Origin of the sequence: Tahibacter sp. (assembly GCF_035481375.1) — a bacterium.
GTDB lineage: Bacteria > Pseudomonadota > Gammaproteobacteria > Xanthomonadales > Rhodanobacteraceae > Tahibacter.
Genome location: NZ_DATIGT010000140.1, coordinates 1 through 18,424 on the forward strand (window position 1 = coordinate 1; position 18,424 = coordinate 18,424).

General features: G+C 68.3%; 19 protein-coding genes, 1 tRNA gene and 1 pseudogene. 11 read left to right on the forward strand and 10 right to left on the reverse strand.

The window, feature by feature from the left end; genetic code table 11:
• The 3 genes from VLF18_RS09485 to VLF18_RS09495 form a co-directional block, all read right to left on the reverse strand.
• The coding region (locus VLF18_RS09485) for a putative quinol monooxygenase (protein ID WP_414717207.1) at nt 1-450 on the reverse strand (450 nt) is incomplete at its 3' end.
• 269 nt (nt 451-719) lie between these two features.
• Nucleotides 720-1,142: a DNA polymerase III subunit chi gene (locus VLF18_RS09490; RefSeq protein WP_325279383.1), complete on the reverse strand. Its 423-nt coding sequence runs from the start codon at nt 1,140-1,142 to the stop codon at nt 720-722.
• An 82-nt stretch (nt 1,143-1,224) separates the two neighbouring features.
• Entirely contained in the window at nt 1,225-2,703 is a 1,479-nt protein-coding gene (locus VLF18_RS09495; protein WP_325279384.1) for a leucyl aminopeptidase, read from the reverse strand.
• 132 nt (nt 2,704-2,835) lie between these two features.
• Between VLF18_RS09495 and lptF the strand changes: the two genes are divergently transcribed.
• Nucleotides 2,836-3,987, forward strand: a complete 1,152-nt coding sequence (lptF, locus tag VLF18_RS09500; protein WP_325279385.1) for an LPS export ABC transporter permease LptF — start codon at nt 2,836-2,838, stop codon at nt 3,985-3,987.
• Complete coding sequence (lptG, locus tag VLF18_RS09505; RefSeq protein ID WP_325279386.1) at nt 3,984-5,084, forward strand: LPS export ABC transporter permease LptG; 1,101 nt, start codon at nt 3,984-3,986, stop codon at nt 5,082-5,084. The genes lptF and lptG overlap by 4 nt, the downstream gene beginning before the upstream one ends.
• A gap of 6 nt (nt 5,085-5,090) precedes the next feature.
• On the opposite strand, the gene VLF18_RS09510 is transcribed toward lptG, so the two are convergent.
• Together VLF18_RS09510 and VLF18_RS09515 are read right to left on the reverse strand one after the other, a co-directional pair.
• Nucleotides 5,091-5,507, reverse strand: a complete 417-nt coding sequence (locus VLF18_RS09510) for an LIC_13387 family protein (RefSeq protein ID WP_325279387.1) — start codon at nt 5,505-5,507, stop codon at nt 5,091-5,093.
• Between the two features lie 12 nt (nt 5,508-5,519).
• Nucleotides 5,520-5,933, reverse strand: a complete 414-nt coding sequence (locus VLF18_RS09515) for an RDD family protein (RefSeq protein WP_325279388.1) — start codon at nt 5,931-5,933, stop codon at nt 5,520-5,522.
• 251 nt (nt 5,934-6,184) lie between these two features.
• On the opposite strand from VLF18_RS09515, the gene xerD reads away from it, so the two are divergent.
• The 4 genes from xerD (at nt 6,185) to VLF18_RS09535 (ending at nt 8,290) form a co-directional block, all read left to right on the forward strand.
• Nucleotides 6,185-7,108 (forward strand): site-specific tyrosine recombinase XerD, encoded by a 924-nt coding sequence (xerD, locus tag VLF18_RS09520; protein WP_325279389.1) that lies wholly within the window; start codon nt 6,185-6,187, stop codon nt 7,106-7,108.
• A gap of 49 nt (nt 7,109-7,157) precedes the next feature.
• Nucleotides 7,158-7,233: transfer RNA gene (locus tag VLF18_RS09525), tRNA-Thr, on the forward strand.
• Between the two features lie 434 nt (nt 7,234-7,667).
• Complete coding sequence (locus VLF18_RS09530) at nt 7,668-7,943, forward strand: hypothetical protein (protein WP_325279390.1); 276 nt, start codon at nt 7,668-7,670, stop codon at nt 7,941-7,943.
• Nucleotides 7,940-8,290 (forward strand): hypothetical protein, encoded by a 351-nt coding sequence (locus VLF18_RS09535; protein WP_325279391.1) that lies wholly within the window; start codon nt 7,940-7,942, stop codon nt 8,288-8,290. Before VLF18_RS09530 ends, VLF18_RS09535 begins: the two co-directional genes overlap by 4 nt.
• A gap of 152 nt (nt 8,291-8,442) precedes the next feature.
• Here VLF18_RS09535 and VLF18_RS09540 read toward each other — a convergent pair whose 3' ends face one another.
• Nucleotides 8,443-9,195, reverse strand: a complete 753-nt coding sequence (locus VLF18_RS09540; RefSeq protein WP_325279392.1) for a hypothetical protein — start codon at nt 9,193-9,195, stop codon at nt 8,443-8,445.
• A 509-nt stretch (nt 9,196-9,704) separates the two neighbouring features.
• On the opposite strand from VLF18_RS09540, the gene VLF18_RS09545 reads away from it, so the two are divergent.
• Nucleotides 9,705-9,968 carry a DUF2188 domain-containing protein gene (locus tag VLF18_RS09545; protein WP_325279393.1) on the forward strand — a complete coding sequence of 88 codons (264 nt, stop codon included), beginning with the start codon at nt 9,705-9,707 and terminating at the stop codon, nt 9,966-9,968.
• A 12-nt stretch (nt 9,969-9,980) separates the two neighbouring features.
• On the opposite strand, the gene VLF18_RS09550 is transcribed toward VLF18_RS09545, so the two are convergent.
• Nucleotides 9,981-11,009, reverse strand: coding sequence for an RNA polymerase sigma factor (locus VLF18_RS09550; RefSeq protein ID WP_325279394.1), 1,029 nt, complete (start codon nt 11,007-11,009; stop codon nt 9,981-9,983).
• Between the two features lie 594 nt (nt 11,010-11,603).
• Here VLF18_RS09550 and VLF18_RS09555 point away from each other — a divergent pair.
• The 4 genes from VLF18_RS09555 (at nt 11,604) to VLF18_RS09570 (ending at nt 16,361) form a co-directional block, all read left to right on the forward strand.
• On the forward strand, nt 11,604-13,988 hold the full coding sequence (locus VLF18_RS09555) for a TonB-dependent receptor (RefSeq protein WP_325279395.1): 2,385 nt from the start codon (nt 11,604-11,606) through the stop codon (nt 13,986-13,988).
• A 237-nt stretch (nt 13,989-14,225) separates the two neighbouring features.
• Entirely contained in the window at nt 14,226-14,780 is a 555-nt protein-coding gene (locus VLF18_RS09560; RefSeq protein ID WP_325279396.1) for a hypothetical protein, read from the forward strand.
• A 177-nt stretch (nt 14,781-14,957) separates the two neighbouring features.
• A complete protein-coding gene (locus tag VLF18_RS09565) occupies nt 14,958-15,203 on the forward strand; it encodes a hypothetical protein (RefSeq protein ID WP_325279397.1) in 246 nt (81 codons plus the stop codon).
• 336 nt (nt 15,204-15,539) lie between these two features.
• Nucleotides 15,540-16,361: a hypothetical protein gene (locus VLF18_RS09570; RefSeq protein WP_325279398.1), complete on the forward strand. Its 822-nt coding sequence runs from the start codon at nt 15,540-15,542 to the stop codon at nt 16,359-16,361.
• A gap of 48 nt (nt 16,362-16,409) precedes the next feature.
• Here VLF18_RS09570 and VLF18_RS09575 read toward each other — a convergent pair whose 3' ends face one another.
• From VLF18_RS09575 to VLF18_RS09585, 3 genes and pseudogenes are all read right to left on the reverse strand, one after another.
• Nucleotides 16,410-17,672, reverse strand: a complete 1,263-nt coding sequence (locus tag VLF18_RS09575; protein WP_325279399.1) for a glycosyltransferase — start codon at nt 17,670-17,672, stop codon at nt 16,410-16,412.
• Nucleotides 17,669-18,226: a hypothetical protein gene (locus tag VLF18_RS09580; protein ID WP_325279400.1), complete on the reverse strand. Its 558-nt coding sequence runs from the start codon at nt 18,224-18,226 to the stop codon at nt 17,669-17,671. Before VLF18_RS09580 ends, VLF18_RS09575 begins: the two co-directional genes overlap by 4 nt.
• A pseudogene (locus tag VLF18_RS09585) lies at nt 18,223-18,424 on the reverse strand (ceramide glucosyltransferase); the annotation flags it as partial. The gene VLF18_RS09580 and the pseudogene VLF18_RS09585, both read right to left, overlap by 4 nt.

Genomic DNA, 18,424 nt, shown 5'->3' on the forward strand with positions numbered 1-18,424 from the left:
CTTCCAGACCGGGCCGCCGTAGAAGCTGTCGAGCGCCGACTTGCGTGCCGGCATGTCGGCGAAGCTGCGCAGCCAGACGAAGCGATCGGGGTTGTCGAGATCGCGGAACTGCGCGAGCACGCGCATGCCGGTGGCTTCCTGGGTTTCGAGGAACTCCGCATCGAACAGCGCGATCAGCGTGTCGCGCTGGCCCGGATGCAGGGTGTATTGGCGCAGCTCGACGACGGTCTGCGCATCGGCGGCGGCGGTCGCCGGCGACGGCACGTCCGCGGCAGCGGTGCTCGCCGCCGCCGTGCCGGCGGCCAGCACGCCGAGCGCGCGCAGGATGCGCGCGACGCCGGGACGCACGCGTACACGCTCGCGACGCGCGCCGCTGCGCGCGACGAGCCGCAGCCAGTTGTGGTCGATCGGCGACGCGTCCGGCGTGCCGTAGGCGAAATCGGTGGGCATTGCGCAGCTCCTTGGCGAGTCGACGTTTCGCGACCGCAGGAGTCTGCGCGGCAATCAGGACGGAATCGGACCTGAAAGCAGGAGGTAGAGGGTAGAAGGCAGGAAATGGAGAAGCGCAGTGGCGTCGCGTGCCGTGGGCGTGCGCTGGCTTCTTTTTTTTCTATTTTCCACGAGGAAAACAAGTGGATTCGCACGAGGCGGGAATGGCGAATGCGGCCGCAGCCGCGGCGTCTACGGTTTCCTACCACCTGCTCCCTATTTTCCCGCTCCTACATATCGAACTTCTTGAGTTCGAACCCGGCATGCTTGTACGTCTTCCAGCGCTCGCGCGAGCCAAGGCGTTGCGATTCCTCGGCGGGGACGACTTCGAGCACGCGCTCGAACAGGCCCGGCGCGCAGTCGTCGCGCAGGTTGATGACGAGCGGACGGTCGGACGTCGCGACGTCCGGCGCGACGATCAGGACGGGCGTGATCTCGTCGTCTTCGTCGCCGGCGATCTGGTGCGGAATGAACGCGTCCTCGTCGAATTCCCAGAGCTTGCCGTCGATTTCTTCGGCCTGCTCCAGCGAGCGCGCAAGGATCAGCGTCGGCTGGCCGCTCGCGTAGGCGCGCCTGGCGAGTTCGCAGACCAGCAGCAGCGGATCGGCACGAAAGCGCGGCTTGTCGATGAGATAGAAATCGGCGCGGGGCATGCGGGCGGCCAGTCAGCGGGCAGGGGAGCGCGGTTGCCGCAGCGCGAGGCGGACGCGGCGCGCCCGCCTCGCGTCGAGGACATCAGCAGCGGTCGATCAGGTACTGCGTCAGCAGCGGCACCGGGCGGCCGGTCGCGAGACCCTTGCGGCCTTCGTCCCAGGCAGTGCCGGCAACATCGAGGTGCGCCCAGCGCTGGCCTTCGGTGAAGCGCGCGAGGAAGCACGCCGCGGTGATCGCGCCGCCGTTCTTGCCGCCGATGTTCGCGACGTCGGCGAAGCCGGAGTCGAGCTGGTTCTGGTAGTCGTCCCAGATCGGCAGGCGCCAGGCGCGGTCGAGGCTCGCGTTGCCGGCGGCGAGCAGTTGCTCGGCGAGCTCGTCGTCCTTCGTCATGAGGCCCGACGCATGCTTGCCGAGCGCGATCACGCAGGCGCCGGTCAGCGTCGCCGCATCGATGGTCGTCTGCGGATTGAATTTCTGCGCATAGGTCAGCGCGTCGCAGAGGATCAGGCGGCCTTCGGCGTCGGTGTTCAGCACTTCGATCGTGAGGCCCGACATGCTCGTGAGCACGTCGCCCGGGCGATACGAATTGCCGTCGGGCATGTTTTCGACCGCGGCGAGAATGCAGACGAGATTCAGCGGCAGCTTCAGCGTCGTCGCCGCGACGAATGTGCCGAACATGCCGGCGGCGCCGCACATGTCGAACTTCATTTCTTCCATGCCGGGGCCGGGCTTCAGCGAGATGCCGCCGGTGTCGAAGGTGATGCCCTTGCCGACCAGCGCAAACGGACGCGCGTCGCCGCCGCCGTTCCAGCGCAGTACCACGAGCTTGGGCGGATTCGCGGAACCCTGCGCGACGCCGAGCAGCGAACCCATGCCGAGTTCCTGCATCTGTTCGCGTTCGAGCACCTCGCAACTGACGCCGGCGGTCGCTTCGGCGTACTTCTGCGCCTGCGTCGCGATATAGGCCGGATTGCAGATGTTCGGCGGCAGGTTGCCGAGTTCGCGCGCGTGGCGCACGCCCGAGGCGATCGCCGCGGCCTGGTCGAGCGCGCCGTGAGCGGCGGCGTCGGCAGCGATCGCGATCGCGCCGAAGTTCTCGCCGCGCGGCTTGTCCTTCGACTTGAACGTCGCGGTGTACTTGTAGGCCGCGTGGTCGGTCGCGAGCGCCGCGGTGCGGACCTTCCAGTTCAGATCGCGGCCCGGTACGTCGACTTCGGCGAGGAACGATACGGCGCTGGCGATCGGCAGTCCCTTGAGCACGCGGGCCGCGTCGGTCGCGGCGCGCTGGAAGCGCAGGCCGTCGAGCTTCTTCTGTTCGCCGAGGCCGACGACGAGCACGCGCGAGGCGGCGATGCCCGGGAGACCGAACAGCACGTGGCTGCTGCCGAGCTTGCCGCTGATGTCGCCCGAGTCGATGAGCCGCTTGATCGCACCGCCCGAGGCTTCGTCGATGCGCGCCGCCGCGCTGGTCAGCATTTTTTCTTCGTAGACGCCGACGACCGCGCACGGCGTGGTTTCGATTTCGGGCGAGGCGCTGGCAAGGGAGAACTGAATCGTCATGAACGGGCACCGGACGAAATTGGCCGGGCCCGGAGCGCGATGCCGCGTCGAGGGCCTGGCCGGTTAAACTTCGGGGAATGTTCTTGTGCGCGACCGGCACAAGCGTCCGGATTATCGCACAAGCCCTTGGCAATGCTCAGAATCATCGATCGCTACCTGCTGCGCGAACTGGCTTTCGGATGTTTCGCGAGCGCCGTCGTGCTGCTCGTCGTCACGCTCGGCGGCACGATCACCGACGTGCTGACCAAGGTCGCCCGGGGCCGTCTTCCGGGCAATCTCGTCTTTGAAATCCTCGGCTTGCGCACGCTCGACGCGTTGACGGTGCTGGTGCCGCTCGCGCTGTTCATCGGCGTGCTGCTGGCCTACGGCCGGCTCTGGCGCGACAACGAAATGGCCGTGCTGCAGGGCGCCGGCATGCCGCTGACCGACCTGCTGCGTCCGCTGGCCTGGATCGCCGGGCCGGCGGTCGCGCTCGTCGCGCTGATCTCGTTCTGGCTTGCGCCCGCGGCGATCCGCCTGTCGCACAGCCTCGTCGAAGAAGCCAATCGCTCGCTCGTCGTCGCCGGCCTCGAGGCGGGACGCTTCGTGCAATTGCCCGGACGCGGCGGCGTCATCTACGTCGGCGCGATGAACGACGGCGGCTCGCAGTTCGAGCGCATGTTCGTCGAGACCGAGCGCCCCGACGGCGAGGATGTGCGCATCGACGTCATCACCGCCGAGCGCGGCGCGCTGCGCCGCGAGAGCGACGGCGAAGGCCGTTTCCTCGCACTGCAGGACGGTTTTCGCGTCGAAGGCCGCATCGGCCACGACGATTTCCGCCTGCTGCGCTTCAAGGGCAACGACATCGCACTGGCCGACAGCGAATCCGACGACACGCCCGAAGCGCTCAAGCGCGCCGCGCCGCTCGCCGAACTGCTCGCCGGCAACGAACCGCTGCAGCGCGCCGAAGTGCACTGGCGCCTCGCCGCACCGCTGTCAGTGCTGATCCTCGCCGTGCTCGCCGTGCCGCTGGCGCGCACGCGGCCGCGCGAGGCGCGTTATGCGAGCCTGCTGGTCGCGCTGCTGTGCTACCTCATCTATCTCGGCTGGCTCGGCGTCGCGCGCTCGATGATCGAGCAGGGGCGCGTGCCGGCGTTCGTCGGGCTCTGGTGGGTGCACCTGCCGGCCGCCGCGGTCGCGATCTGGCTGATGCGGCGCAGCGACCGTCTGCCGCAGCCGGCCGCGCCGGCAGCGGCCGTCGTGCCGGCGCCGCGCGGCGCGAACAAGCGCGGAGACCGCGCATGATCTGGCGCATGAAGCAGGTCGATCGGCTCGTCGCGTACAGCACGCTCTCGGCCGTCCTCGCGACCTGGATGCTGCTGGTCGGCCTCGATGCGGCGCGCGCGTTCGTCAGCGAAGCCGTCGACATCGGCAAGGGCAACTACGGCGTCGGCGCGGTCGCGCTGCAGATCATCCTGACCCTGCCGCGGCGCGGCTACGAGTGGTTCGGCAATGCGGCGTTGATCGGTTCGCTGCTCGGCATGGGCGTGCTCGCCGGCAGCGGCGAATTGACCGCACTGCGTGCGGCCGGCATGTCGAAGCTGCGCATCTGCCTGTCCGCGGGGCTGTCGCTCGCGATCGCGACGCTGCTCGTCGCGGCGATGGGCGAGACGGTTGCGCCCGCGGCCGAACAGCAGGCGCAGTCGCTCGCGCTGCAGGCCAAGTCCAACAACATCGCGATCGGCCGGCGCAGCGGCGGCATCTGGGCGCGCGACGGAGACACGTTCATCAACGCCAAGACGGGCACGACGCGCCAGGTCGACGGCGTGCGCGAAGTGCGCCTGGCCGACGTGCGCGTGTTCGAGTTCACGCCGAAGGGCCAACTGCAGTCGATCGCGATCGCCGAAAGCGCGTTGCACCGTGCCGGCGAGTGGACCATGGACAAAGTGCGCCGCACCGAATTCGGCGCCGACGAAGCCAAGAGCACGACCGAAGCGAAGACGCAGTGGAAGTCGGGGCTCGACCCGCGCATGCTCGCGCTGTCGATCGTGCAGCCGTCGTATCTGTCGGTCAGCGACCTGCGCCGCAACATCCGTTACCTCAAGCGCAACCAGCAGGACGCGTCGAGCTTCGAGATGGCCTACTGGGCGCGGCTGCTCTGGCCGTTCAACGTGCTCGTGCTCGTCGTCTGCGCGCTGCCGTTCGCATTCGGCACGCTGCGCAGCGGCGGTATCGGCAAGCGCATCTTCATCGGCATGGTGCTCGCGATCGCCTGGTATTTCCTGCAGCGCTCGTTCGTCAGCATCGGCGCGGTCTACGGATTGAACCTGGCCTTCGCGACGGCGCTGCCCGCGCTGCTGCTGATGTCCGCGGCGTTCTGGTATTTCCGGCGCGCGAGCTGACGGCGGTCAGCCGACGCTGAGCAGCACGGCCGCAACGAGGAAACACAGCGTCGACAGCGCGAGTCCGTTGCGCGGAATGCGAAACCAATAGCGCTGCGCAACGGCGAGCCAGAGCGCCGCATTCGCGAACGCGAGCCAGGCGAACACCGGCGCGCCGCGCAGGAAATCGCCGTAGCCGATCGCGAGCAGCAGCACGAACGCGCCGAACGCCATCGCACCGAGGCTGTGGCTCGCGTTGAAACCGATCCAGGCGTTCCACAGCGAGGTATCGCGCGTGATGCGCATCGTCGTCGCCTGCATGGCCGTGCGCACGGACTCGTCGTACGGATGCAGCTTCGGTCCGCGGAACGTGAGCATCAGATGCAGCGTGCCGAGCGTCGCGAAGACGGCGCCGCCGGCGGCGAACAGGATCAGGGCGAGCATGGCATGACGCTCCTAGCGCCGCGGCAGCCGCACGACGCGCGTGCCGCTCGCGAGATCGTGCCAGCCGCGGCGATCGCGCTCGAACAGGCACCAGAGAAAGCCGAGCAGCAGCACGGCCAGCGAAACCTGCGCGACGACGAAGCGCAGCAATGCCGCGCCCCAGCCCGGCGACGCGCCGCGATCGTCGACCACGCGCAGGTGCCAGGCGCGCATGCCGATGGTCTGGCCGCCGTAGCGCCACGACAGCACGAAATAGACGGTCGTGACGCCGAGCAGCAGCAGCCGGTACCACCAGACGTGGTAGTCGAGCTGGCCGCCGGTCACCGCGATCGACGCCGCGCCGGTCGCCATCCAGATCGCGAGCAGCGGAAAGAAGTCGTAGATCGCGGCGGCGAGGCGCAGGCCCAGAGAGGCCGGCCGGGGCATTGCGTCGTTCATGCGCGGCTGTCGACGGTCGTGAGAACCGCGCAAGCATGCAGCGATTCCGCGGCAGTGTCATCCGGGCGTTTCGTCGCAGCGACGGAGTTGGGCTAACCTGCGGCGCGGGAAAAGTCGGGCGCGACATTCCTGGTTCGACCGTTTCGGCTTCGTCCGCCGGCCATTTCCGGCGGACGAAAGCAAACCCCATCCCCTTCCATGCCCGCCCCCTGAAGGGGAGGGTCATTGCTGGCGAAGTAATGAAAGAACTCGAAACTCCGCCGCTGACCGACATCGACCGCGCCGCGATCGAACGCTTCATCGAGCAGGTCTGGTCCGAATACGGACTCGCCGAAAACACGCTCGCGAGCTATCGCAGCGATCTCGTCGGCTTCGCGCGCTGGCTGGCCGGGCAGGGCAGCAGCCTCGGCGCCGCGTCGCGCGAGCTGCTGTACCGCTACCTCGCGGCGCGCTCGGCCGCGAAATACACGGCGCGCTCGAATGCGCGCCTTTTGTCCACTTTGCGGCGATATTACAAACTCATGAAGCGCATCGGCGCGGTCGCCGACGATCCGACCCTGCTGCTCGACGCGCCGAAGCTGCCGCGCGCGCTGCCCAAGGCACTCAGCGAAGCCGAGGTCGAGGCGCTGATCCGCGCGCCCGATACCGATACGCCGCTGGGTCTGCGTGACCGTGCGATGCTCGAACTGCTCTATGCGACCGGCCTGCGCGTCAGCGAACTCGTCGGCCTGCGCGCGGATCAGGTCAACCTGCGCCAGGGCGTTCTGCGCGTGACCGGCAAGGGCGGCAAGGACCGGCTCGTGCCGCTCGGCGAGGAAGCCCAGCACTGGCTCGAACGCTACGTCGCGCAGGCCCGGCCGGTGCTGCTGCGCGGCCGCGTCGTCGACGCGATCTTCGTGACCGTGCGCGCCGACGGCATGACGCGGCAGATGTTCTGGGTCATGGTGAAAAAACACGGCCTCGTCGCCGGCATCGCGAGCCCGCGAATTTCTCCGCACGTGCTGCGCCATTCGTTCGCGACGCACCTGCTCAACCACGGCGCCGACCTGCGTGCGCTGCAGCTGCTGCTGGGCCACAGTTCGCTGTCGACGACGCAGATCTATACCTACGTCGCGCGCGAAGGCCTGAAGCGCCTGCATGCCCAGCACCATCCGCGCGGGTGAGCGCGGCTTCGTTGCCCCGACCGGGGCGGGCGCCTACAATCCGCGCGGCGCCGGCTTAGCTCAGTTGGTAGAGCAACTGATTTGTAATCAGTAGGTCGTCAGTTCGATTCTGACAGCCGGCACCAGCCCGACGGCTCCGCGAAAAGCCGGAAGCCGCTCAGCCCGCATCCGGCGTCCTCCTGCCGCCGCGGGCAAGTCCCTTCTCGAAAGATTGCGATCGCTTCCGCTGACCGCAGTGTGCATACTGCGATTCGACCTGCGGACGCATCCGGCCGCCGGATGCCATGCGAACAGCGAATCGGGTTCCGGACGGAGTGCTCGTTGCGGCGTACCGCATCGGGCGTGTTTTCCGGGTTCCCGTTCGACCGCTGTTTAACGATTTGGTTACTTCCCGCCGCCGATAGTCGGCGTTCCCGCCCAGCATCGCCGCGCGCAGAGGGAGACAACGCCGGCGCGGCGCTCATCTGAACTCATTCGCCGCCGGTCGCGCACAGCGCGGTGCCGGCGCCGCCCGGAATTCTCGTACGTTCGCATCGCACCTATCGGGGGGCCGATGAACATGGTCGTGCATTTCCAGTTTCGCCTGTCTCCCGGCGCCAGCGTCGGCCCGCAGGCGCTGAAGCGGATCTGGTGGGCGGCAGCCCGCACGCCGCAGATTCACGTGAGCCGCGCGGCGCGTCACAACGCCGACGGCTACATCTACTCGCTGTCCGCGCCGTCCGACATCGACGAGATCGACAAAGTCGAAGCGCGATTGCGCGAACTGCTCACTCGGCACGTCGTCGGTGCCGTCAACACGCTGATTCGGCTGCCCGGGCCAGGAAGGACATCATGAACTTCGACATCGCCATTGGCACGTGCATCGAGATCGGCGACACCTCCGCGACGGTCAGGCTCGACAACGCGATGCTGCGGCGCCTTTGCCCGACCCTCAAGGTCGGCGTGCCGCCGAAGGCGCGTCTGCGCGTTCCCCTGGCCATCTGCAGCGCGCGTCGCCCTCCGCGGGACGGACAGGAGCTGTTCCTCGACTACGAGCAGACGCTGCAAGCCGCCGACGCCTGGCTGGATTCCGGCGGAGACGGCGAGTTCGTCGCGATCGATGCGCGCGTACTCGCGAGCGACATCGATCCGTCGACGCAGCCCGAGCCCAGCCGGAAGCCGGGTCGATCGTTCTACTACTGACGCAAAGGACGCGACGGCGGTCAGCGTCAGCGGGGACCGTTGCTTTCGCGTCGTCGCCGCAAACCGCGATCGCGTCGCGCGCGACATGGGAACGCGCAAAAAACGCCCGGCGAATGCCGGGCGTTTTCGTCATGCGCTACGGCTGTCGAGAATCAATCGACGTCGAACGCCTGCAGCGAAACCGGCACGGTCGCGTTGCCGCGCAGCACGAGCGACGCGCGTGCGTTCGTCGTCGGCGCTGCGAACGAGCGCAGGTCGGTGGAGGCGAAGTTGAAGTCGGTACGGCCCGACGCGTTGCGGTAGAAGCCGTTGCCGCCGGCGACTGCGCTGGTGCCGGTCGGCTGCACGTCGTTGGTGTTGATCGCGGCGATGAGGTTCGTGTTGTCGACGAGCCCCGCGCCGCTGTCGCTCTGGAAGTTGATCGCGAAGCCCTTGCCGTTGAGGCTGTTGAGGCGCACCGGCGTTTTCAGATTGATCGTCAGCGTGCTGACGCTGCTCGCGGTGAGGGTGACCGGACCCGTGTCCGACACGATCGGCGTGCCGACCGCGGCCGAGTAGATCGGCGTCGAACCTTCGGTATACGTATCCCAGAACTGGATGCTCGCGCGGATATTCGTGTAGCTCGCGGCGGTCAGCGAGACCATGAACAGGTCGATGCTCGTGATGTCGACCTGCGGGCCCGCGCCGCTGATATTGGCGGCGCCGCCGATGAAGCGGTTGGGCTGCGACGTCGATGCGGTGAACGTGGCGCCGGTCGAATCGTAGACGACCGGGATGCCGAGCCTGGCCTCGCCGCTCGTGAAATGCTGGCCGCGCTGCAGCGGGCCGGTGAGCGTGTCGGCCTGGGCAAACCCGGTGACAGCGGTGAACAGTGCAGCGGCGAGCAGCCTGGAACGGTTTGTCATGTATTTCCCCTGATGGTATGCACGTGCGGAACAACCGCCGGACGCTAGCACGAGCGCGAGCCCTCGAAACAGTGCTCGGGGTCAGCGGCCGCGGCGCGGGTCGCAGGAACCCTTTCAGTGACCAGCCGGCTGTTTCGGTCGGACAGAGGCCCGCGTCGCGGGGATTTGCCGCGCCCGCCATGTCAGCTTGCATTGCCGCGCCGGCGGCTCGTGCAGGATCGACGGCGGCCGGCACGATTTGCGGCACATCGGGCGCGGTGCGGGTTGGCACGCGCCATGCGGGCGAAAAGAGGAACCTCTGAACAGGAGGTCGACACTTCGATGTTCCGGCGCCGCCGTCATGCGTCGACAAGAAAGTTGGATTTTGTCTTTGGATGTCGGGAGGCGCGGGGCAAGCCGCGAACGCGTGTCCGGCCTTCCCGGAGTTCCGGCAACGACCGGTCCGTCGGCGCGACGCTGCATGCCGTCCGACCGGTCGCTTTTCCGCGATCGACTACGAGGCAACGACCATGGAAGCACGTAACGACAAAGCTCGGACCGTCTATCACCTCGTGCACCACAACGCCGACAGCCGTTGGCGGCTGCGCATTGCCGGTGCGGAGGGGGACGTCGCGACGTTCGACACGAAAGAGGACGCGCGTCAGGACGGCGAGCGCCGTGGACGCGCACACGTCGCGCGCGGCGAACTCGCGCAGATGATCGTGCATCGCGAAGACGGCTCGATCGAGACGGAGTTCACCTACGGCGCGGATCCGCGCGACGTGCCGGGTTGAACCGGGGCGCGGTCAGGTGTCGTCGCGTGGTCCGCCGGCCTGGTTCCGCACGGCCCGGTTTGCGAGCAGGCGTGCGCGGCGCCAGGCCAGAGCGATGATGGCCGCGGAGAATCCGGCCGCGGCCAGGAGCAGTGCGGTCCGCGACCAGAGTGCACGCGATGCGTGCCAGAGCAGCACCATGTAGGTCGCCATCAGCGCGGCGTAAACGACGCCGTTGTCGCGCATCGCGCGGCGGTCGCGTGCGTCGACGAGGCGCGACACGTGACCGCGCATTTCCCACCAGACTGCGGCGACGACGAGTCCGATCGACAGCGCGAGTCCGCCGAACGGTCCGGCCAGCCATTTCCACGCGGCCGCCAGCGCGCCCACGCCACCGCCGGCGGAACCCGCCGCGGCGGACGGTGCGGTCGGCTGCAGCAGGGCAGCGCCGACGAGCAGCGTGAACGCTGGGCCCGGCGCAGTGCGCTGCGCGGCATCGCCGAGCAGGCGATGCGTTTCCGATCGCAGACTTTCGCGCGCACGCTGCAGCCGCTTGCGCACTGCCGCCTCGCTGATGCCGAGCAGCGTCGCCACGCGCCGACCGCTTTCGCCTTCGCGGTAGTACAGCAGCAGCACTTCGCGGCTGTCGGCGGTGATTTCGTCGATCGCGCGCGCGAGCAACGCAGCGTCCTGCTCGGCGGACAGTCGCTCGGTCACTCCGGCTGCGTCGTCGGCCACGTCGGCGGCGCGATCTCCCCACTCCACCTGCGTTCGCTCGCGGTAGCGCGCGGCGCGGATTCTGTCGATCGCGCGGTGGCGCGTCACGTGACGCAGCCACGGCAGCAGACTCGCGGGGCCGCGCATGTCGCGCAGGCGCTGCCACGCAAGCACGAAGACGTCCTGAGCGATGTCCTCGCTCTCGTGTACGTCGGCGCTGACGGCGAGCGCGATGCTGGCGACCATGCGCTGCGTCGCCGCGACGAGACGTCCGAACGCGGCGCGGTCGCCGTTGCGCGCGGCGAGGAAGTCGCGATCGAGGTCGGCAAGGGCTGAGGAAGTCATGGCGTTCTCCGCTGGTGGTCTCTGCAATAGACGAACGGGCGCGCGCTCTGTGACCGCGCCGGCGGAGGCCGCCGGGCCACGATAGCAAGCGCAGGCATCCGCCGCCGGTGCGACGTTCGTCGACTCCGCACGCCGCGCGCGCCGCGACGAGGGATTTCCCCGATGCGCGACGCCATCGAATGGCGGCACTCTCTGACGGCTGACGAGGATGCGGGCATGCGGCGGGCAGGGATGTCCGCAACGCCGACGGGATGAACAAGTCCTGCGACCGACTCGGCGGCTTCGCGGCGCTTCGGCGCCGCGAAGCCTTTTCCGTGCCGCGCCGTGGCGACCGGCCGCTCTCGCTCCGCACGCGACGCGGCCCACGGGCGCCGGCCGTCGCAAGTGTACTGATTCGTTTTGCGAATTCTGCACGAATACAGCCTTCCGGCCGCGGCGTGCTGCCGGGGCGGGCGGACGATTTTGCGCGCCCGGTGGCCGCGGAACCCGCCGTCGAAGTATCGTCAGCGCTCAGGGGGAGGCCCGAGCCGGGCCGCGCACGTCGTTTTTCGCACGTCACGCCAACCAGCAGTCCACTATTGCTCGGGAGTCCCCATGTCCTGCATGCATCGCCTTTCCGTTGCCGTCGTTGCCGCGCTCACGACGCTGTCCGCCGCCGCCCAGTCGCCCGACGCCGACGCCGATGCCGACGCGCTCGAAACCGTCATCGTGACCGGCACGCGCGTCACCGACCGCACGGTCGCCGAGTCGGCGTCGCCGATCGACATCATCACGCCGGCGACGCTCGAGGCGACCGGTACGATCGAACTCGCGACGGCGCTGTCACGCGCCCTGCCGTCGCTGAATTTCCCGCGGCCGGCGATTTCCGACGGCACCGACGCGGTCAAGCCGGCGCAGCTGCGCGGTCTCGCTCCCGATCAGGTGCTCGTGCTCGTCAACGGCAAGCGGCGCCACACGACCGCGCTGATCAATCTCAACGACAGCCAGGGGCGCGGCTCGTCGCCGGTCGATCTCAATGCGATTCCGATCGCCGCGATCGAACGCGTCGAGGTGCTGCGCGACGGCGCGTCCGCGCAGTACGGCTCGGATGCGATCGCGGGCGTCGTCAACATCGTGCTCAAGGGCAGCGGCCGCGGCGGCAGCATCGCCGCGCGCTACGGCCAGCACACGGCCGGCGACGGCGAGCAGTACCAGCTGTCGGGAGGCGCCGGCTTCACGTTCGGCGATCACGGTTTCCTGCATCTGAGCGGGCAGGCGGGCCACAACGACCAGACCGATCGCGCGCGTCCGTATACCGGCGCGCCGGGAGCCGCCGCACCGCCGTTCGGCAAGGTCGTGCAGCGCTACGGCGACCCGGAAATCGATCAGGGCGCGGTGTCGTACAACACCGAGTTCGGCGTCGGCGAGCGTGCGTCGCTCTATTCGTTCGCGATGGCGAGCAACCGCGACGTGCTGTCGAACGGGTTCTTCCGGCCGGCCGGCGACTCGCGCAACATTCCGGAAATCTATCCGAACGGCTTTCTGCCGCAAATCAACAATGTGTCGAAGGATCGCTCGGCGGTCGCCGGCGTGCGCGGCGAGTTCGGCACGGACTGGAAATACGACGCGAGCTACAACTACGGCTACAACAAGCTCGGCTTCGACATCAGGAACACGCTGAACCGCAGCCTCGGCCCGACCTCGCCGCGGCAGTTCTATGCCGGCAGCCTCGAAGTCACGCAGAACGTCGCCAACATCGACGTCGCGAAGCCGCTCGCGGTCGGCTGGCTGGCCTATCCGATCACCTTCGCGTTCGGCGCGGAGTGGCGCGAGGAAAAGTTCAATCAGAGCCCCGGCGAACTCGGCTCGTACGTCGACGGCGACGGACCCGTCAACACGCCGCCCGGCGCGCAGGTCTTCCCGGGCTTCAAGCCGGAAGACGCCGGCCACCACGACCGCCACAGCCATTCGTTCTACGCCGACTTCGAGGTCGACCTGACCGACAGGCTGTCGGCCGGCATCGCCGGGCGCCACGAGGACTACAGCGATTTCGGCACGACGACCTCGGGCAAGCTGTCAGGACGCTATGCGTTCACCGACGCCGTCGCGCTGCGCGGCACCCTGTCCACGGGCTTTCGCGCGCCGTCTCTGCAGCAGCAGTTCTTCCAGTCGACCGCGACGAACTTCATCGGCGGCGTGCCGTTCGACGTGCGCACGTTCGCGGTCGACAACGCGACCGCGATCGCGCTCGGCGCCGAGCCGCTGAAGGCCGAGGAATCGACGAACTACGGTCTCGGCCTGACGCTGTCGCCGGCCGACCGGCTCTACATCACGGTCGACGCGTATCGCATCGACATCGACGACCGCATCATCCTGTCGGAAAACCTGATCGGTCCCGCGGTCACGGCCTTCCTCGAAACGCGCGGCATCTTCGGCGTGACCGGCGGCCGCTATTTCACGAATGCGGTCGACACCAAGACGACCGGCGTCGACATCATCGGTACGTATACCTGGGAGGTCGGATCGGGCGAGGTCGACTGGACCGTCGGCTACAACTACTCCAAGACGCGCATCGAACGCATCGCGCCGAATCCGCCGGAGCTCACGGCCGGCGGCCTGAATCTGCAGCGCATCGGCCGCGTCGAGCAGGGCCGCATCACGATCGGCGCGCCGCGCGACAAGTTCCTGCTGGCCGGCGTCTGGCGGGCCGGCGACTGGACGTTCTCCGGCACCGCGACGCGCTACGGCGAATTCAGCGCACTGAACGCGAATCCGGCGCTCGACCAGACCTTCGGCGCGAAGTGGACCGTCGACATCTCGGCTGCGTATCAGCTCGGCCAGTGGAACTTCGCGCTCGGCGGCGACAACATCTTCGACGCCTATCCGGACGAGTTCATCTTCGCGACGTCCAACAGCGGCCAGCTGCCGTATCCGCGCAACGCGCCGTTCGGATTCAACGGCGCGTTCGCCTATGCGAAGGTCGGCTACGCCTGGGACTGATCCGGCCGCAGGTCACCGGCACGTGACGCGTCTGCGTGCCGGTTTGCGCCGGGCACAATGGAACGAGCATCCACTGCGCCGGCAGGCCGCGCGGCGTCCGGGCCGCGCAGTGTCCAAGAACGGGAATCGCCATGGCCGCCGACGCGCCGCCGTTCGATATCGTCATTCCGATCTACGCAGGCCTCGATCTGATGGACGTCGCCGCGCCGGTCGAGATTCAGCTGGATGGGTCGGGCAGTGGCAGGGGCGCTCGGCCTCGGTCTCGCTCGTCGCGCAGGCGCTCGCGCGGTACGGACGCGCGTCGGGCTGCGGCTGAGGCCCGACCGCACCTTCGGCGACTACGGCGAAAACCGGCGTCAGGCGCAGCTGATCTGGACGCCGGGCGGCGACGTCTCCGCATTGAACCAGCTGATGCCGGGCGGCCCGTATCTCGATTTTCCCGTCGCGCAGGGCAGGAATGCCGACGACGTCTGTTCGGTCTGCGAAGGCGCGCTGCGGCTGGCTGCGGCCGGGCTGCCCGACGGCTACGCCGCGACCACGCGCTGGGCGTTCATTCCGTGTTTCGCAGCCTATCCGCGGATCCGCGTCGCCGAGGGCTTTCCGCGCCATGTGATCGACCGCAACCGCATCACCGGGCGGCGGTATTTCGTCGGGGCTCGACGAGGCGCTCGCGGTCGTCGCGGTGCTCGCCGGCGACCGATCGCGAAGAGCGTTCAGATGACGACGCAGTACTTTCCGGACCCGCCGTTTCAGCAGACCATCACGCCGGCGACGACCTGTCCGGTCGGTTGATCGCCGGCGTCGCGCTGCTCCGAACCGGCTCATCCTGCACGACGTCGCGCGGACAGCAGGCGAAATCCCGTGGGCGGCGACCGCATTGCGGGCGTTTGCAGCGAACTCGGCCGGTGGCATGCACCTTGCGGAATGGCTGGTGCGCACAAGCGCGACTCGCCCACAAGGAGAGATTTGATGCCGAATCGCAACGAGAACACGCCGAACACCAATGTCCGCAATCCGGACACCGAGCGTCAGGACGCCAAGCAGAACCAGCAGCGTCAGGCGAACTACGAAACCGAGCGCAAGAACGCGCGCCAGAGCGACGGCAACGACGTCGACAACGACAACAACCGCGCGCATTCGCGCAATCGCGTCTCGGACCGCGACGCGGACAATACGCGCAGCAGCGGCAACAGCGATCGCAGCCGCAAGAACTGACGACCCGGCGTGAGTGACCGGCGGCCCGCGGCGACGCGGGCCGCTTTTTGCATTGCCGCAACGCAAACGCGCGAAATGCGATTGGGTCAGCTTCCGGGCCTGTCGGCGTGAAGATCTTGTGATGCGGTCGACGTAGACCATACGGCAATGTACTTGACGTTCAGGTCAAGGTATGGTCGCCGGAGGCATGTGCCTGTCGGCAACGAAGTGGGGAAGTCGATGAAGTCCCAGAATGCTGTCCTCGCGCTGGCGTCCTTTGCGCTGGCGATTACGAGCGTTGTATCGGCCGCGCAAACGAGCGGAGCGGCCAACGATGAAGTCCAGGATTGCGCGGCATTGAAGAACAGCGCAAAACGCGAGCCCTCCTGGTATGCGGAGAAATGCCTCGGCCACGCCTACGGCGCGACGGTCAAGGCCGACGTGTCGCCGGCAGTCGCCAAGACGATCGGCGATACGACCTATCAGTTCAACATGCGCGGCAGCGGCACGGGCGCGGATTCGCTGCAGTCGTTCCTGCTGCCGAACGCGAACACCGCGACCATCATCGGGCCGCAGACCGGCAATCTGTATGGGCTCGAATACGATCCGGTCGCCGGCGTGATCTGGGCCGTCAGCGATACGTTCCAGCTGGGCCAGCTCAACAAGACCACCGGTGTGTTCACTTCGAGCATCACGATCACGGGAACCGCCGCGGGATTCAACCCCACCGGCCTCACCTTCCAGACTGCCGCGTCGCCGTGGTACCTGTCGACGTCCGACGGCACCAACTCGAACCTGTACACCGTGAACCCGGCGACCGGGGTTGCGACGCTGGTCGGCGCGATGGGGATTCCGCTGGCCATCGACGTCGCGATCAATGCGAGCGGCGCGATGTATACGCACGACATTTCCACCGACAGCATCTATTCGGTGAACACGGCGACCGGCGTGGCCACGCTGGTCGGCGCGACCGGCGTCAACGCGAACTTCGCCCAGGGCATGGAGTTCGACAAGACCACGGGCGTGCTCTACGCGTGGCTGTACGAAGGTGCCGGCGTCAATCGCTTCGCGACGATCGACCTCACGACGGGAACCGCGACCACGGTCGCCTCGCCGCTGGCCGGTGAATACGAAGGCGCTACGACGCCGGTTTCGCTGCAGTCGTTCTCGGTCGATTGATCCGATGTACCGGAAGACCGGCGCCCGCTCGCGGGCGCCGGCTGTTCGTCACTTCCTGTGACTCTCATCGCCGAGCCGGTGATGCACGGCGTCGACGATCTTCGCTGTGGCCGCTTCGGTGGCGACACGCGCGCGATACGTGCGGCAGCGCGCGCGCAGGCCTTCGTCGTCCAGGGCGACGGCGATCGCGCGAGACAGCTCGCGCAGTGATTTCAGCCGACGTGCGAGCCCCGCGTGCTCCAGCCGCGCCGCGTGATCGAACTGATCGTAGTCGAGCGGCAGCACGAGGGCGGGAATGCCGAGGCTCAGGCAGCGATACAGAATCCCGGCACCGCCGTGATGCACGACGAGATCGTAGTGCGGCAGATCGCGCTCGTAGGAAACGTAGGCGAGTTCCTGATAATTGCCTTCCTGTCGATGCCGCGCATCGGCCGCATCGCCGTGGCTGAAGTGGAATTCGATACCCGGATGCGCCGCCGCGGCGGCGCGCACGGCGGCGACGGCCGTCGACTTGTGCCAGCGCAGGTGCGTGCCGAGCGTCACGAGCACGTGCCGCCGGCCTTCTGCGAATTGCGGTGACGACCCGGTATAGGGCGGCGTGTAGAGCGCCGGTCCGGTGAAGCTCAGCGCCGCGGGCCAGTCGCCCGCAAACTCGAATTCGCGCAGGCCGAGCGCGAGGATGCATTCGTCCGAATAGACAGCCTCGCTGCCGTCGGCGCGATACAGACCCTCGAAGCCGAGCGCGGCGAGTTCGCGGCGATACAGCCGGCCGATGCCGTGCTTGAACATGCGGACCGCGGTACGTCCGAGCGCGTCGCGCAGCCGGCCGAGGGCATCGTCGCGCGGCCGCCAGCCGCCGAGATAGGCCGGCGGCCGGCCGCGCGCTTCGAGCACGCAGGGCGAGGGCAGGCTGGTCCACCAGGGAATGCCGAGTGTACGGGCGACTGCGCCGGCGACGGGCACGGTGAAGTCGGCGATGACGAGCCGGGGCGTCCAGGCGCGCAGCGCGGCATCGAGTTCGTCGCGGAAGCGCCGCATCAGCGCCAGGTTCGCGCGGAGCTGCGCATGCAGCCGCAGCGGATTGCTGCCGGCGCGGCGCGGCGGATTGGCGATCGCGTCGATCGCGTCGTCGCAGCCGGCGAGCAGGACGACGCCGTCGAGTTCCGCGGACGCGATCGCGGGTTGCGCGGCGGTGCTGCTGAACACGCGCGCGTCGATGCCGCTCGCGCGCAACGCGCGGCCGATGCCGAGCAGCGGGTGCAGGTGCCCGCTGAACGGCGGTGCCACCAGCGCGACGCGAGGTCCGCTCATGCGCGCGTTCCGAGGCGGTGGAGCAGCGCGCGGCAGTGCTGCAGCACTTCGTACCTGAACAGATAGTCCATGTGTCCGGCATCGACGCGATGGTCGACGTCGCGGAACCAGCAGCGCGACAGCAGGTCGCGCCGGCCCTGCACGAGCAGGGTTTCGCAGTCGGGCCGGCGGCGCGCGACCGGACCGTAGGCGAACACCGCGATGCGATCGAGCAGCACGCGCGGCAGCTGCAGATTGTTGAGGAGTTCCAGTCCGCAGCTGCCGGCGAGCAGCAGCGAGCGGTCGGCGCCGTCGAGCATGCGTTCGACCGGCGGGCGGTGGCGCGCGCGGAACGCGGACGTGCGCGATGCGAAATACTGCCGTGCGTTGCTGAGGCTCGCGCGCAGCAGCGGCGTCGGCAGGAACGGATGCGTCGCGGCGTCATACGGAAAATTGGTCGCGACGCGGCGGTCTGCGGAGAGTCCGGCGAGAAAGGCGCGCTGCACGTCGCTCAGTGCGCAGCCGCGCGGATCGCTCTGGCCGGTCAGGAACGCGATCTGCCAGCGCGGCTTCACGGTACCGGCTCGAAGTCGTCGTTCGCGCGCACGCGATAGTGGCGCGTGCGCCAGCGGATACGCCGCTGCAGCAGCGCATGCAGACCGTGCAGCGGTTGCAGCAGCTCGGCGAGCAGCGACAGCGCGGCCCGATGCCGGCTGCCGCCGGTCAGTCGGCGCTGCAGATCGCGCAGCACGAGACTGCGCACCACGCACAGC